Below are 14,388 nucleotides of genomic sequence, written 5' to 3' on the forward strand. Positions count from 1 at the left end.
GGGGCTAAGGTGGCGTTCATGCGAGTGGGAACGGTCTCGGAGCTGTGGCGTTACCCCGTGAAGTCGATGCGCGGCGATCGCGTCACCGAGACCGCGGTAACCGAGCGTTGGGGCCTGCCCGGCGACCGGGGCTGGGTGATCAGGGACGAGGACGCCGGCGAGCTCCGCAGCGCCAAGAAGTGGGTGGAACTGCTGCAGTTCCACGCCCGCTACGTCGACGACCGGGTGCACGAGCTGCTCTCGGCCGCGCTGGGTCGTCGGGTCAGCCTGCATCCGCGCCGGCCGGCGGACGACCACGAGCACTACCGGCGCCTCGCCGTCGACGAGGCCGACCTGCCTCGCGATCGCGGCATCCTGCGGTCGTTGGCCCGCGAGAACGGCTCGAAGTTCGGGGCCTACCTGCGCTCTCTCACTCCGGGCACGATCCGCGAACGCGACGACATCCGGCTCGTCTGATCTCCGATCCGGTTCACGGCTTCGCAGAAGAGCGGGCCCGTTCGTGGCTGGGTACGGTCAGGGCCATGCCCCCTCTCCCCTCGTCCCCGACCCGTCCGACACCCGCGGAACTGGAGGTGGCGGTCGTCGGCGCCGGCGCGATCGGCGGCGCCGTCATCGAGGCGCTCGAGCAGGGCCGGGTCCCGGGTGCGAGACTCGGCACCGTGCTCCGCTCGAACAGCACGGAGAGCGAGATCAAGACCGCCATCGACGCGGCTGACGTGGTGGTGGAGGCCGGCAGCGTCGATGCGGCGGCGGAGTACATCCCGAGGGTCACCGCCACCGGAACGGACATCGTGGTGTGCTCGTGCGGCGTGTTCGCCCGCCACGACGACCCCCGCGACCTCCTCGCCGGAACACCGGGCGCCGGTCGTGTGCTCGTACCGGCCGGGGCCATCGGGGGACTCGACGTCCTCGCGGCGGCCGCCCGCGCCGGGACCTCCGATGCCACGGTCCGCCACTACACGATCAAGCGACCCACGGCCCTGGACGTCGACGAGCAGCTCACCGAGCCTCGCGAGGTGTTCCGCGGCTCGGCCCGCCAGGCGGCGCTCGAGTTCCCGCGCACCTCCAACGCGTCCGTCGCGCTCGCGCTGGCCACCCTCGGCCTGGACCGGACCGAGGTGATCGTGGTCGCCGACCCGGACGTCGGACGCACCCGCCACGTCGTCGAGTGGGAGTCGCCGGTGGGCCGCTACGAGCTGCAGTTCGAGAACTCCGTCGACCCCGACTCCGGCGGCCGCACGTCCGCGATCACCGCCTGGTCGGTGGCGGACGTCCTGGGTGCCCTCGCGGCGGGCGCCGGGCCGGGGGTCGTGGTGCTCACGGGTGGTCGACCGGTGGAAGGCCATGCGACGAGCCCCTAACGTGTGGGTTCCAGTCGATCGAGAGGTGCCTCATGGCCAACGCCCGACCGTCAGACCCCGACCCCTCGCAGAGCCCCGACGTGGACAGCCACGGCGCGGCCCCAGCCGGCATCACGCCGGACTCCGACTCCACCTCGTTGCAGTCGGACAGCGCCACCAGCAAGCAGGGCCCGACGGAACAGCAGAGCCCGACACCCCAGCCGGGCAACAAGAGCGCTTACGTGTGGATCGCGGTCATCGCCGTCGTCGTTCTCCTCGTCGTCATCGGCCTCGTCGGCTACGCGTTCGAAGTGTTCTGACGCCATGCCCGCCGCGTTCGACACCGTGATCGTCGGGGCGGGCAACGCCGGGGTCTCCCTGGCCGCCCGCCTCAGGCGCGACGGCATACGCAGCGTCGCGCTCATCGACCCGAGCCCCGTGCACCGGTACCGGCCGATGCTCAACTACGCGGCGGCCGGGCGGGCCCGTATGTCCCGGTACGAACGACCGATGGCGACCGTCATCCCCGACGGCGTGGATCTCCTCCCCCGGGCGGTGACCCGTGTCGACCCGGCCGAACGCACGGTCACCCTCGACACGGGAGCCACCGTCGGCTACCGCGACCTCGTTCTGTGCCCCGGCCTGACCCCGCACTGGGACGCGATCCCGGGACTGCGGGAGGGCTACGTCGACGGGTGGGCGGTGTCCGCGCACGTACCCGAGTACGCCGGCCGGGCGTGCGCCGCCCTGGTCCGCGTCCGTGAGGGCACGGTGGTGTTCTCGGTTCCGCCCGAACCCGCTTCCTGCGGTGGGACCGTGCTCAAGGCGATGTTCCTGGCATGTGACCGCTGGCGGCGCGAGGGCGTCCTCGACCGTATCGACGTGCACCTCGTGACCCCGTTCCGCGGGCTCCTCGGGCTCGAGCACGCCGACCGGAGGCTGCGCCCGTTCATCGAGCAGTACGGCATCACCGTTCACGAGCAGTCACGCGTCGACTCCGTGGACCACCACTCCCGCACGGTGTCGGTGGACGGCCCGACGCCCGCGGCCATCGAGGACGTCCACCTGGCCTACGTCACCCCGCACACCCGTGCGCCCCGGTTCGTCGCCGACTCGGGGCTCGCCACCGACGACGTCGCCGCCCTGGTCGATGTCGACCCGGGCACCCTGCGCCACTCGCGCGTCGACACGGTGTGGGGCCTGGGTGACGCCGCGACGGTCGGCACACGCCCGTCAGGTGGCGCGCTGCGCGCGCAGGTCGGCGTGGTGGCCGACAATCTCCGCGCCGCCCGCGACGGTGGGACGTTACGGGAGTACGACGGCTACACGGTCATCCCCGTCGCCGTGAGCGGGAACCGGCTGGTGCTCGACGAGCACGACCGGGACGGTCGGCCGGCCCCCTCGGTGCGCGGGATCGACGTCACCGTGCCACGGCGGACCACGTACGCGTTCGACCGGTTCGTCCAGCCCGTCGTGTACTTCCGCAAACTCCTACGCGGTCGCGTCTGAACCGGCGGGCGTCCTGCCGCGCGCCCGCGCGAAGTGAGCGTCCGCTCGTTCCGGATGGACGAGTGCGCGGTGTCGAACGCGCAGTTCGCCACCTTCTGCAAGGACACGGGGTATGTCACCGAGGCCGAGCGGATGGGTGTGTCCCCGGTGTTCCACCTCGCCGTCGAGGCCGACCCCGCCGACGTCCTCCACCGGCTCGACACCACGCCGTGGTGGGTGGCCGTGCGCGGGGCGGACTGGCGGCACCCCGGGGGCCGCCAAATGGCGGGTCCTACCTGTGCCACGACTCGTACTGCTACCGCTACCGGGTGGCGGCGCGGTCGGCCAACACGGCCGGGTCAGCGACCGCCAACCTCGGCTTCCGCTGCGTTCGCGACATGTGAGCCGAGGGCGGCCGAACCCTGCCCGGACGCACCCTGCCCGGCCGAGCCCTGCCCGGCCCGCAGCGCCGCCTCGATCATGTCGTAGAGGTGGGCCACGACCTTCTCGAAGTCGGTGTTGACCACCGTGCTGCTGGCGTCGCGACGGTCCTCGTAGACCGCCAGCGCGCCGGTGAACATCTGCGTGGCCAGATCGATCCGCTCGAACGCCACCCGCCGCGGCAGGTGTGAACACACGTCGATGAGCCGCACCACCACGTCGTCGGTCGCCGTGCGCAGCCGCACCTCCGGCGCCTCCGGGCCCATCACCGGACCAACCCGCTGCAGGAAGCGCGCGTAGTGGGTGGCGTCCGGCGACGCCCGCAACAGCTCGACGATCGGCTCGAACAGGACCCGCACCAGCGAGGCGAGGTCCGTGCCCAGGCCGTGCTCGTCGATCTCGGCGAGCCGCTGCTGCCGCACCGAGTCCAGGGCGGTCAGCCTGCGCCGCAGCACCTGCCGGATGAGCCCGTCCCGGCCCCCGAAGTGGTACTGCACCGCCGAGTTGTTCCGTTGCCCGGCGGCCGTCGCGACGTCGCGCATCGACACGCGGTCGAGGCCGCGTTCCCCGATCAGCTTCTCGGCGATCTCGATCATCGCCGTCTTGGCGTCCCTGGTCTGGGAGGCGCCGTTCGCCCCGGCGTCGTCCGGGACCTCGTTCGTCCGCTCCATCGGACCCATTCCTCCACGCCTTCATCCTCGACCGACTGCGTCACGGCCGAGTCGGCCGGCCCCGGGCGGGCCGGCGGTTCGGATCAGATCTTGGCCGCGCCGGGGCTCCACTTGCGGCCGGCCGCCTCGCCCAGCTGGTTGAAGCTCAGGACGGTGAGGAACAGCACGAACGCCGGGATACCTACGAGGTAGGGATACCGCTCGAAGTCGGGCTGGCCGGCGCTGATCATGTTGCCCCAGGTCGGTTCGGGGCGGGGAATGCTCAGTCCCAGGTAGCTCAGCGACGCCTCGGCCACGATGAGCACCGCGACCAGCATGAAACTGTAGGACAGCACGGGCGCCACGATGTTCGGGGCCACCTCGCGCAACATGATGCGGATCTCGCCGGCGCCGAGCGAGCGGGCGGCCGTGACGAACTCGCGGCCGGCGAAGCTCATGGCGTTGGCGCGCACGAGACGCGCGTACGAGGGCACCACCATGACACCCAGGGCGAGCGTGACGTTGAGCAGTGTCGGCTCGAGGACCGTGATGATCGCGATGAGCAGGATCAGGGACGGGAACGCGAGCAGCACGTCACTGATGATGGACACGACGCGGTCGGCCCAGCCGCCCTTGTAGCCGGCGATGAGACCGAGCGCGCCGCCGATCAGACCACCGATGACGACGCCGCCGATACCCACGGTGATGGAGACCCTGGCGCCGTAGAGCAGGCCGCCGAGGATGTCGAGACCCTGACGGTCGGTGCCCAGCGGGTGGTCCGACGCCAGGTCCGGCGGGAGCAGGGACGGCGTCATGAGCGCGAGCGCGGGGTCGCGCGCCTCCCCCAGGGGCAGGACGTCGACGATCAGGGCGCCCAGCACGATGAGGACGGTCCAGGCGAGCGCCACCCACGTGCCGAGGCCGGAGAGCTTGGGCAGCCGGAGCTTACGCCGGGCGGGTGCGTCCGCCGCGACGGTCGCGGTCGCGGTCGCGGGGGACGCGCCGCGCGGATGGGTCGTATCGATGTCAGCCACGGCGGATCCTCGGGTCGATGAGTGCGTAGGCGACGTCCACGGTCATGTTGACCAGGACGTAGAAGGCGGCGATGACGATGACGCCACCGAGCACCACGGGAAGGTTGTCGTTCTGCACGGCGTCGACGATCATCGTGCCCATCCCGGGCAGGTTGAACAGCCGCTCGACCACCACCGTGCCGCCGATGAGGCGACCGAGGCTGATGCCGGCGAGGGTGATAATGGAGACCGTCGACGGCCGCAGGGCCTCCTTGACCAGGACGTGCCCGGTGGGCATGCCCTTGGCGCGCGCCGAGAGGACGAAGTCCTGCTGCAGGGTCGAGATCATGTCGGTGCGCAGGACGCGGGTGAAGATCGCGACCTCCATGAGCGCCAGGGTGAGGGCGGGCAGCGCGATACTGCGCAGGTTCTCCCCCAGCCCCTCGTCCAGCGGCACGTAGCCCTGGCGCGGGAACTCGGGCAGGAACGTGGCGATCAACGCGAGCACCCCGCCCACGGCGAGGCCGGCGATGAGCGCCCGGCCCCACATGACGCCGGGCGCCCCGGGATCACCCCTGCGGCCCAGCGGCGACAGCGCCACCGCGAGCCCGACCACGGCGGCGAGGCCGAGGATGAGCTGCTGCGCGAACGAGTGGTTGAACACCAGCAGGTAGATGAGCAGGAGGCCGGCCACGAAGCTGGGCACCGAGATGAACGCGAACGCCACGATCGAGGCCACCTGGTCGAACACCCCGCCGCGACGGTAGGCCGACCACACCGCGACCGGCACGGCGATCGCCAGCGACAGGATGATCGACAGGAACGCGAGCTGGATGGTCACCGGCAGGGCGTTGCCGATCATCTCGGTGACGGGCTGGTTGGGCTGGATGAGCGAGTTGCCGAGATCGAGCGAGAGCGTGCTGCCCGCCCAGTCGGCGAAGCGGACCGCCAGCGGATCGTCGAGACCCAGCTCCTCCCTGGCTGCCAGGTACTGCTCCTCGGTGGCGCCCGAGCCGACGGCCGAGGCCGCGGCGTCACCGGGGACGGCCTCCATCAGGAAGAATGCGCCGATCGCGGCGAGTATGACGACGACGACCGCGTGCAGAGCGCGTTCGCCAATGAACCTGAGCACGTGGGAGGCCCCTTCGTTCAGACACCGCATGAGGCGGTTACTTAATCGCCTTGACGCAGCCACACTAGTTCGTGATACTCGTCACAGCAACACGTTCTAAGAACATGTCTTAGAGCTGGTACTCACACCAGGAGGCCGCCATCGCCGCCGCACCACCACGTGGGCCCGGGACCACGGACCTGCTACTCGAGGTCCGGAACCTGCGCACCCACATCGACACCCCGGCGGGTCGCATCACGCCCGTGGACGGGGTCGACATTTCACTGCGTCGCGGCGAGACGATCGGCATCGTGGGCGAGTCGGGGTCGGCCAAGTCGATGCTCGTCCGGTCGATCATGGGCATCGCCCCGTCCTCCGCACGGGTCGATCCGTCCTCGACGGTCCGCTTCGACGGCCGCGACGTGCTGTCGCTCACCCGTCGTGACGCGCAGAAGTTCTGGGGTCGCGAGATCGCCATGGTCTTCCAGGATCCGCTGACCTCGCTCAACCCCATCCGGACCATCGGTCGGCAGATCATCGACCCGCTGCGCCACCACCTGGGCCTGAGCCGCAAGGACGCGGCCGACCGCGCCGTCGAGATGCTCACCCGCGTACGCATCCCGTCGCCCAGGACCCGGCTGAACGAGTACCCGCACCAGCTCTCGGGCGGCATGCGCCAGCGCGTCGGCATCGCCATCGCGCTGTCCTGCGAACCCAAGCTGCTCATCGCCGACGAGCCCACCACCGCGCTCGACGTCACCGTGCAGCACGAGATCCTCGACCTGCTGCACGGCCTGCAGACCGACTCCGACATGGCGATGATCCTCGTCAGCCACGACCTCGCCGTGGTCTCGCAGCACACCGACCGCATCGGCGTCATGTATGCCGGCCGGTTCCTCGAGGTCGGCGACACCCGCGCGCTGCTCGACGAGCCCGCGCACCCGTACACCGGTGCCCTGCTCGACTCGATCCCGCGCCCGGACCAGCCGCCGCACACCGTGCTCACCGTGATCGAGGGTCGCCCGCCGAACCTGCGGGACATGCCCGCGGGCTGCCGCTTCGCCCCCCGCTGCCCGCGCGTGGCCGACGACTGCCTGGCCGTGGACCCGCCGCTCGAGGACCTCACCGGCACGCCCGGGCTCACCGCGGAGTTCTCCGTCCACCGCGTCGGCTGTCTGCACCCGACCGTCCCCGCCCCCATGCGCACCGCCAGCGAGGCATCATGACCGTCACTCCCCCCGACCTCGCCGGACCGGCGGCCGCCGAGACCGCGGACCGGCCCGCGGACGCCAAACTCGTCGTCGACGCCGTCACCGTCGAGTACCACACCCGCAAGGGCACGGTGCACGCCGTCACCGACGTCTCCCTGGACGTCCCCCGCGGCTCCACGCTCGCCCTCGTCGGCGAGTCCGGCTGCGGCAAGTCCAGCCTCGGCCGCGCGATGCTGCAGCTGCCGCGCCCCTCGGCCGGGCGCGTCATGGTCGACGACACGGACCTGTGCGCACTGTCCGGCTCCTCCCTCAAAGAGGCGCGCAAGCGGATCCAGATGGTGTTCCAGGACCCCATCTCCTCGCTCAACCCGCGCCGTAAGGTCCGCGACATCGTCGCCGAGGGCCTGGAGATCCAGGGCGTCGACGGCGGCCGCGACGAGATCCGGCGCCGCGTCGACGCCGCCCTCGAGGCGGTCGGACTCGACCCCGCCCACGCCGGCGACCGCCGCCCGTCGGAGTTCTCCGGCGGTCAGTGTCAGCGCATCGCGCTCGCCCGTGCGCTCGTGCTGGAGCCCGAGGTGCTGGTGTGCGACGAGCCCGTCTCCGCGCTCGACGTCTCCGTGCAGGCGCAGATCCTCAACCTCCTCGAGGCGATGAAGGAGCGCTACCAGCTGACGATGGTGTTCATCTCCCACGACCTGTCGGTGGTCCACAACATCGCCGACCGCGTCGCGGTGATGTACCTCGGCATGGTGTGCGAGGTCGCCGACACCGAGACCCTGTACCGGGCCCCGGCCCACCCGTACACGATGCTGCTCATCTCCTCGGCCCCCACGCTCGGCGGCACGCTCGCCGACACGCTCGGCGAGGAATCCATCACCGCGACCAGCTCCGAGCTGCCCTCGCCCCTGAACCCCCCGTCCGGATGCAGGTTCCGCACCCGGTGCCCCCTGGCCACCGAGCTCTGCGCCGCCGAACGTCCCCCGCTCACCACCATCGCGCCCGGCCACCAGGTCGCGTGCCACCACCCCCTCCAGGAGAACCGATGAAGCGCACCACCGGCGCCATGGCCGTCCTCGCGGCCGCCGCCCTGACCCTGTCCGCGTGTGGCGGAGGCGGCGACGAGTCCACGTCCGCCGCCGGCGGCGCCGAGGGCCAGGCCCCCGACCAGTCCGAGCGCTGCACCGAGGACCTGGCGGGCGGCACCATCACCGTCGGCGAGTTCTCCATGCTCCCGTCGTTCGCGCCCGGCCAGGGCCAGTACGGCGTCCGCGGCGGCGCCCAGTCCGCGGCCGTCTACGACCGGCTCATGGTGTGGAACCCCGAGGCCGAGGAGTTCGAGCCCAAGCTCGCCGAGTCCCTCGAGGCCAACGACGACAACACCGTGTGGACCCTCAAGCTCCGCGACGGCGTCACCTTCTCCAACGGGGACCCGCTCACCGCCGAGGACGTCGTGTTCACCGTCGGCCTGCACAAGGACCCCGCCACCCGATCGGTCGCGATGACCGAGGCTATGCAGATCTCCGACGTCCGCGCCGTCGACCCGCTCACGGTCGAGTTCACGCTCGCCGATCCGTGGGCCGGCTTCCCGATCACCCTCGCCGGCACCGTCGGCGAGGTCATCCCCCAGGCCGCCTACGAGGCCGCCGACCCGCAGGAGTGGTCCCGCAACCCGATCGGCGCCGGCGCGTTCACCGTCGCCAACTACGTCCCCGACCAGGAGACGGTGCTCGAGCCCAACCCCGACTACTACGGCGGCCCCGTCTGCCCGACCCTGAAGTTCATCCGGATCCCCGGGTCGCAGGGCACGTACGACGCCTTCCAGACCGGCGAGGTCCAGGTCGGCTTCCTGCGTGGTGCGAAGTTCGTGAACATGGCCCAGAACGACGACGTCCGCGGCTTCGAGGAGATCATCAGCTCCGGCTCGGTGATCAACATGAACTCCGGCAAGGCCGGCTACGACGGCATCCTCACCGACGTCCGCGCCCGCCAGGCCGTGGCGGCCGCCCTGGACCGCGACCTGTGGAACCAGCGCCTGTACGACGGTGAGGGTCAGCCGACCTCCGCTCTCATCGCCGACTCCTCCCGTCTGTACGACGGCCAGGAAGGCCCGGTCTTCGACGCCGAGAAGGCCAAGTCGCTGGTCGCCGAACTCAAGGCCGACCGCCCCGACTGGAACGGTGAGCTGCGCATGCTCATCTCCGACGGTCCCGAGAACATCGAGGCCGGCGTGGTCGCCAAGGCCCTGCTGGACGCGGCCGGGTTCAACGTCGTGATCGACAACGCCCCTGTCTCCCAGGTCACCGCCCGTCAGTTCACCGGCGATTACGAGATCGTGATCGGCGGCCTGGCCACCTCGGACGCCGACCCGGCGGCCGCGTTCGCCAGCGGCATGCTCCCCGGTGGCGCGACCAACCTCACCGGCATCGACGACCCCGAGCTCACCGCCGCGGTCAACGAGCTCAAGGCCGCCGGTGACCTCGACGCCCAGAAGGCCGCGCTCACGCGACTCCAGGAGGTCTTCAACGAGGTGCAGCCCTTCACCGTGATGGCCAACGCCGAGCAGTACGTGGCCGTCGCCGACACCGTCGGTGGCCTCACCCCGACCCTGTCCTCGACCGTCCTGTACGACGGGGCCTTCGTCAAGGAGTGATCGACGCCCACCCGGCAGACTGACCTGGTCCCGAGAACCGACGGCCCCGGATCCTGCGTCATGGATCCGGGGCCGCCCGCCGCCCCGCGCAGCCCGCTCACCACCCGGCGTACCCGGGCGCCACGCGCTGCCAGGGCGCGGCGGCCTCGAGCTGCCCGCACAGCCGCAGCAGCAGGTCCTCCCGGGCGTAGTCGGCGACCAGCTGCACGCCCACGGGCAGGCCGCGGTCGTCGGCGCCGAGCGGCAGGGAGATCGCCGGCTGCCCGGAGAGGTTGAACATGCTGGTGCAGACGGAGAACGCCGAGGACCGGGTCCACATCGACCCCGGGTCCCTCACGTCGAGGTAGCCCAACTCCGGTGTGGTCGTGGGCAGCGTCGGCAGCATCAGCAGGTCCACGCCGTCCGGCCCGAACTGCTCGGCCACGCGCCAGCCGGTCCGGTGTGCGGTCTGCAGGGCCCGCGCGACGTCGGTCGCGGAGTGGGTCATGGCGTTGTCGAGGATCACCGTGGTCCAGGGCTCGATGTCGTCGTCGTCGAGCTCCCTCCCCAGCGCGGCGAGCCGCGCGTCGACGGTCGCGCGCAGCTGGGCGCCCATGATGGCACCCACCGCCGACATCACCTCCATCACGTCCAGGTCGAGCTCCACCTCGCGCACCTCGTGGCCCAGCTCCCCCAGGAGCGCGGCGGTGCGGTCGACGGTGGCGGTGCACGCGGGGTCGGTGGGGAACGGTCCGGGCGCGACACGCAGCATCCCCACGCGCAGGCGGCCGGGGTCGGCGCCGACCTCGTCGAGGAAGGGCCGCGGCGGCGTGGGGGCCCCGTAGGCGTCGCCGGGGCGGTGGCCGGCAACGGCGTCGAGCAGCGCGGCGCTGTCGCGGACGGTCGTCGTCAGAGCGTGGTGGTAGGACAGGGGCGACGACAGCGCGTCGGGGTGCGGCCACGTGGGCACGCGGCCGCGGCTGGGCTTGAGTCCCACGAGCCCGCACATCGCGGCGGGGATGCGGATGGACCCGCCGCCGTCGGTGCCGTGGGCGACCGGGACCATGCCCGCGGCCACGGCCGCCGCCGATCCGCCGCTCGACCCGCCGGTGGAGTGCGCGGTGTCCCACGGGTTGCGGCACGGCCCGTGCAGGAGCGATTCGGTGGTGGTGGTCTTGCCCATCTCGGGCACGTTGGTCGTGCCGAGCACCACCATCCCGGCGGCCTTGTAGCGCTGGACCACGGTGCTGTCCACGTCGGCCACGACGTCGGCGAACAGCCGTGAGCCGTCGGCGGCGGGCAGGCCGGCCACGTCGGTGCCGAGGGCCTTGATGACGATCGGCACGCCGCGCAGCGGGCCGTCGGGCAGCCCGGCCTCGACCTCGGCGCGCGCGGCGTCGAAGCGCGTGGCGACCATCGCGTTCAGCTGCGGGTCGAGGGCCTCGATGCGCGCGATGGCGTCCTCGAGCACCTCGGCGGCGGTGGTGGCGCCGGAGGCGATGTCGGCGGCCAGGGCGAGCGCGTCGCAGCCGGGGGTGTCGGTGCCGCCGGTGGCGGCGGGGGTGTCGGTCATTGCGGGGGCCTTTCGGTGCGGGGCGTCAGGCGACGGCGGTGGGTCGGGGGTGACGGCGACGACGACGAGGTCAGCCCCAGCGCGACTGCCCGCCATCGAGCGGGATGGTCGCGCCGGTCAGATACGAGGCCTCTGCCGAGCAGAGCCAGGCGACGGGTCGGCCGATGTCGGCGACGGGGTCACCCACCCGGCCGGCGGGGATGCCGGCGATGAACTCGGCGGCCTCCTCCGGGTTGTTGTCCATCCACCAGTCGAGCCCGGGGCTGTGGGCGTGGGGCGCCACGTTGAGGGCGCGGATGCCGTCGGCGGCCCATTCGTAGGCTGCGGCGCGGGTCAGGGCGCGGACCGCCTCTTTCACGGCGGCGTAGATGCCGTAGTTGGCGGCGTCCCAGCGCACGGCGGCGGAGGTGACGAGGTTGATGACGGTGCCGCCGCCGCGCTCTGCCATCTCGGGGCGGGCGAGCTTCATGAGGCTCAGCGTGACGCGGGGGCCGCCCTCGAAGGCGGTGCGGAAGTCGTCGTCCGGGTAGTCGGACAGCGGCAGGGGCATGGCCATGTTGGCGTTGTTGACGAGGATGTCGACGCCGCCGAGGCGCTCCACCGCCGTGGAGATGATGGTCTCGGGGGCGTCCTCGGCGATGATGTCGGCGGCCAGGCATTCTGCGGTGCCGCCGGCGGAGCGGATCTCCTCGGCGACGCGCTCGAGCTTGTGCATCTTGCGGCCGACGAGCAGCACGGCGGCTCCGGACTCGGCGAGGCCGAGCGAGATGCCGCGGCCCACGCCCTGGCCGCCGCCGGTGACGATGGCGGCCTTGCCGGCCAGTCGGGTCGAGGTGTCCTGGGCCGGGGTGTTCTGGCTCGCGGTGTTCTGGTTCGCGGAGCTCTGCGGTGTGTCGGTCATGGGGTCCTCCGTGGGTGGTGCGGTGACGGGTGGGTGGCGCTCACGCGGTGACGATGGTGAGCAGGCCGGCGATCACCACGAGGACGATCACGGCCGAGCGGAACAGGTGGGTGGGCAGGCGCCGGGCGATCGCGATGCCCAGTTGGTTGGCCGTGACCCCCGCGACGACGCACGCCGCGAGCAGCGGCCACAGGCCGGGCAGGTCGATGCCCGTGCCCGACCACAGCAGCGCGAGCGAGACGATGCTCGTGATGACGAAGTAGCCGGCGAGGTCCGCGATGAAGCTCATCGGCGGGATCTTCGCGCGGCCCAGCAGCAGGACGACGGGTGGGCCGTTCAGCGAGGTGGTGGTGGAGAAGTACCCGCCGATCGCGCCGACCGCGGCGGTGATCGCCGCCGACGGCGGCCGGGCCTCGTGCCTGGTGGGCAGCGCCATGGCGAGTCCGCACAGGATGGTGACCGCGCCGGCGGCCGGCTTGAGGTGTTGATCCGGGAGCAGCGTGACGGTCTGCACGCCCAGCCAGGCCCCGGGCACGGACGCCGCACCCAGGACGGCGACGCGCCGCCAGTCGATGTGCTCGCGCAACTGCACGGTGACGCCCACGCGGGTGATGAGCGCGACGACCAGGTTGACCACCACCGTCTCCGCGAGGCCGATGCCCGCGGTGAGCATGAGCGGCGTGGCGATGAGCGAGGTGCCGAACCCGGTGGCGCCGCCGATCACCGAGGCGGCGGCCACGCACAGCGCGGCGATGACGATCAGGTCCACTCGTCACCGTCACGGCCGTCGGCTGCGCTGCCGGTCCGGGCGGTCTGCGCCGCCGTCACTTCTCGTCGGCGGGGGCCAGGTGGTTGTCGTTGAGCCGGAAGCTGGGCACGTCCTTGAGGTTGATCATGGCCTCGTAGGTGCGCTTGTAGCCGGTGCGGGTGATGACCCAGCGGCCGTCGACGCGGGCGTAGGCGTCGTCGTAGAAGGCGCTGCCGAAGATGAACGTGTCGTACTCGGGCACGATCACGCGGTCCTGCAGGTACCAGCGGCCCGTGGCGGTGTCGCCGTCGATCTCGATCTCGGGGTGGTGGGCCTGGTGCTCGGTGATGACGCCGTCGGTCATCTGCTGCTGCAGCCCGGCCACGACCTCGTCGCGGCCGGTGTAGCTCAGGCGCTTGCCGTAGGAGGCGGTGACCTCGGGGGCGAGGGTCTCGGCGAGCTCGTCCCACAGCCGGAGGTCGACGCAGCGCAGGTAGCGGTACTTGAGGGCCTTGATGGCGTCGATGTCGTCGCGGCGGTCGGGGGTGCTCATCGGCGGGGCCTTTCGCGTGGGTAGGGGCGCGGGTGTCGCGCGCAACTGCTGCGACTGTAGTCAGTTGTGTACAGTTTGGGGATGGAAACCGGGAAGAACACCTCCGATGCCCGCCCGACCGGCCGTGACGAGGTCCGCTCGGCGGTCATGCGCGAGGCCCGCCGACTCCTGTCGGAGCGCGGGCCACACGTCCCACTGCGCGACATCGCGGACGCGGCGCAGGTGAACCTCGGGCTCATCCACCGGCACATCGGCCGTAAGGACGCGCTGATCACCGCGGTGATGCAGGACGCGGTGCGGTTCGGCGCGGCGCGACTCGAGAACCTCGACGACGCTGGCGAGGCCGTGCGCGGGATGCTGCTCGGCGCCTCCTCACGCCCGGAGATCAGCAGGCTGTTGGCGTGGCTGGCGTTGGACCGCGATGCCGCGTTCCCGCCGATGCTAGATCCCTCCCAGCGGCCGGCCGCCGCGCTGCGCCGGATGAGCTCTCCCCCGCCGGCCGGTGACGTCGAGCTGCTACTGGCGTTCACTGCCGTCTACGGGTGGCCGGTGTTGCGCGGGGCCCTGCTCGACGCGCTCGATATCCCCGAGTCCGAGCGCGACGGCATCGACGAACGCCTCGCCGATTTGCTGGCCAGGGTCGTCACCGGCGAGCGCTGAACTCGCCGTCACCGCCGCGAACCCCGCAGCCTCATCCCTCAGCCCGCGCCCCCTCGTTCACCTAGGA

16 protein-coding genes and 1 pseudogene are annotated in these 14,388 nt (G+C 71.7%); 10 read left to right on the forward strand and 7 right to left on the reverse strand.

What is annotated here, in order from left to right; translation table 11 throughout:
- From DCI01S_RS14550 to DCI01S_RS18205, 6 genes and pseudogenes are all read left to right on the forward strand, one after another.
- The coding region (locus DCI01S_RS14550; protein WP_218001326.1) for an MOSC N-terminal beta barrel domain-containing protein at positions 1-456 on the forward strand (456 nt) is incomplete at its 5' end.
- Between the two features lie 65 nt (positions 457-521).
- Positions 522-1,361 (forward strand): aspartate dehydrogenase domain-containing protein, encoded by an 840-nt coding sequence (locus tag DCI01S_RS14555; RefSeq protein ID WP_244881756.1) that lies wholly within the window; start codon positions 522-524, stop codon positions 1,359-1,361.
- Between the two features lie 32 nt (positions 1,362-1,393).
- Entirely contained in the window at positions 1,394-1,660 is a 267-nt protein-coding gene (locus DCI01S_RS14560; RefSeq protein WP_061229896.1) for a DUF6480 family protein, read from the forward strand.
- 4 nt (positions 1,661-1,664) lie between these two features.
- The gene (locus tag DCI01S_RS14565; protein WP_061229897.1) at positions 1,665-2,849 is read left to right on the forward strand and encodes an NAD(P)/FAD-dependent oxidoreductase; all 1,185 of its coding nucleotides are present in this window, start codon (positions 1,665-1,667) and stop codon (positions 2,847-2,849) included.
- A 33-nt stretch (positions 2,850-2,882) separates the two neighbouring features.
- A pseudogene (locus DCI01S_RS17970) lies at positions 2,883-3,104 on the forward strand (SUMF1/EgtB/PvdO family nonheme iron enzyme); the annotation flags it as partial.
- Positions 3,062-3,232, forward strand: a complete 171-nt coding sequence (locus tag DCI01S_RS18205; protein ID WP_311201299.1) for an SUMF1/EgtB/PvdO family nonheme iron enzyme — start codon at positions 3,062-3,064, stop codon at positions 3,230-3,232. The pseudogene DCI01S_RS17970 and the gene DCI01S_RS18205, both read left to right, overlap by 43 nt.
- Here the strand turns inward: DCI01S_RS18205 and DCI01S_RS14570 are convergent.
- The 3 genes from DCI01S_RS14570 to DCI01S_RS14580 all read right to left on the reverse strand — a co-directional run bounded on the left by DCI01S_RS14570 (position 3,188) and on the right by DCI01S_RS14580 (position 6,064).
- Entirely contained in the window at positions 3,188-3,940 is a 753-nt protein-coding gene (locus tag DCI01S_RS14570) for a TetR/AcrR family transcriptional regulator (protein WP_061229907.1), read from the reverse strand. The two genes, DCI01S_RS18205 and DCI01S_RS14570, sit on opposite strands and share 45 nt — an antisense overlap.
- Positions 3,941-4,023: 83 nt before the next feature.
- Positions 4,024-4,953 carry an ABC transporter permease gene (locus tag DCI01S_RS14575; RefSeq protein ID WP_061229898.1) on the reverse strand — a complete coding sequence of 310 codons (930 nt, stop codon included), beginning with the start codon at positions 4,951-4,953 and terminating at the stop codon, positions 4,024-4,026.
- Positions 4,946-6,064 carry an ABC transporter permease gene (locus DCI01S_RS14580; protein ID WP_061229899.1) on the reverse strand — a complete coding sequence of 373 codons (1,119 nt, stop codon included), beginning with the start codon at positions 6,062-6,064 and terminating at the stop codon, positions 4,946-4,948. Before DCI01S_RS14580 ends, DCI01S_RS14575 begins: the two co-directional genes overlap by 8 nt.
- A gap of 242 nt (positions 6,065-6,306) precedes the next feature.
- Between DCI01S_RS14580 and DCI01S_RS14585 the strand changes: the two genes are divergently transcribed.
- From DCI01S_RS14585 to DCI01S_RS14595, 3 genes are read left to right on the forward strand one after another with little or no spacing between them, the layout of a single operon-like run.
- A complete protein-coding gene (locus DCI01S_RS14585) occupies positions 6,307-7,269 on the forward strand; it encodes an ABC transporter ATP-binding protein (RefSeq protein WP_061229900.1) in 963 nt (320 codons plus the stop codon).
- Positions 7,266-8,303, forward strand: coding sequence for an ABC transporter ATP-binding protein (locus DCI01S_RS14590; RefSeq protein ID WP_061229901.1), 1,038 nt, complete (start codon positions 7,266-7,268; stop codon positions 8,301-8,303). Before DCI01S_RS14585 ends, DCI01S_RS14590 begins: the two co-directional genes overlap by 4 nt.
- Complete coding sequence (locus DCI01S_RS14595; RefSeq protein WP_061229902.1) at positions 8,300-9,907, forward strand: ABC transporter substrate-binding protein; 1,608 nt, start codon at positions 8,300-8,302, stop codon at positions 9,905-9,907. The genes DCI01S_RS14590 and DCI01S_RS14595 overlap by 4 nt, the downstream gene beginning before the upstream one ends.
- Positions 9,908-10,004: 97 nt before the next feature.
- Here DCI01S_RS14595 and DCI01S_RS14600 read toward each other — a convergent pair whose 3' ends face one another.
- From DCI01S_RS14600 to DCI01S_RS14615, 4 genes are all read right to left on the reverse strand, one after another.
- On the reverse strand, positions 10,005-11,459 hold the full coding sequence (locus tag DCI01S_RS14600; protein WP_061229903.1) for an amidase: 1,455 nt from the start codon (positions 11,457-11,459) through the stop codon (positions 10,005-10,007).
- A 70-nt stretch (positions 11,460-11,529) separates the two neighbouring features.
- Positions 11,530-12,360, reverse strand: coding sequence for an SDR family NAD(P)-dependent oxidoreductase (locus DCI01S_RS14605; RefSeq protein ID WP_082767849.1), 831 nt, complete (start codon positions 12,358-12,360; stop codon positions 11,530-11,532).
- A gap of 40 nt (positions 12,361-12,400) precedes the next feature.
- Positions 12,401-13,129: a sulfite exporter TauE/SafE family protein gene (locus DCI01S_RS14610; RefSeq protein WP_061229904.1), complete on the reverse strand. Its 729-nt coding sequence runs from the start codon at positions 13,127-13,129 to the stop codon at positions 12,401-12,403.
- Between the two features lie 55 nt (positions 13,130-13,184).
- The gene (locus DCI01S_RS14615; RefSeq protein ID WP_061229905.1) at positions 13,185-13,661 is read right to left on the reverse strand and encodes a nuclear transport factor 2 family protein; all 477 of its coding nucleotides are present in this window, start codon (positions 13,659-13,661) and stop codon (positions 13,185-13,187) included.
- An 81-nt stretch (positions 13,662-13,742) separates the two neighbouring features.
- Between DCI01S_RS14615 and DCI01S_RS14620 the strand changes: the two genes are divergently transcribed.
- Positions 13,743-14,321 carry a TetR/AcrR family transcriptional regulator gene (locus tag DCI01S_RS14620; protein ID WP_061229906.1) on the forward strand — a complete coding sequence of 193 codons (579 nt, stop codon included), beginning with the start codon at positions 13,743-13,745 and terminating at the stop codon, positions 14,319-14,321.
- The last annotated feature ends 67 nt before the right edge of the window (positions 14,322-14,388 follow it).

The organism is Dietzia cinnamea NBRC 102147, assembly GCF_001571065.1.
In the GTDB taxonomy this organism is placed as follows: domain Bacteria; phylum Actinomycetota; class Actinomycetes; order Mycobacteriales; family Mycobacteriaceae; genus Dietzia; species Dietzia cinnamea.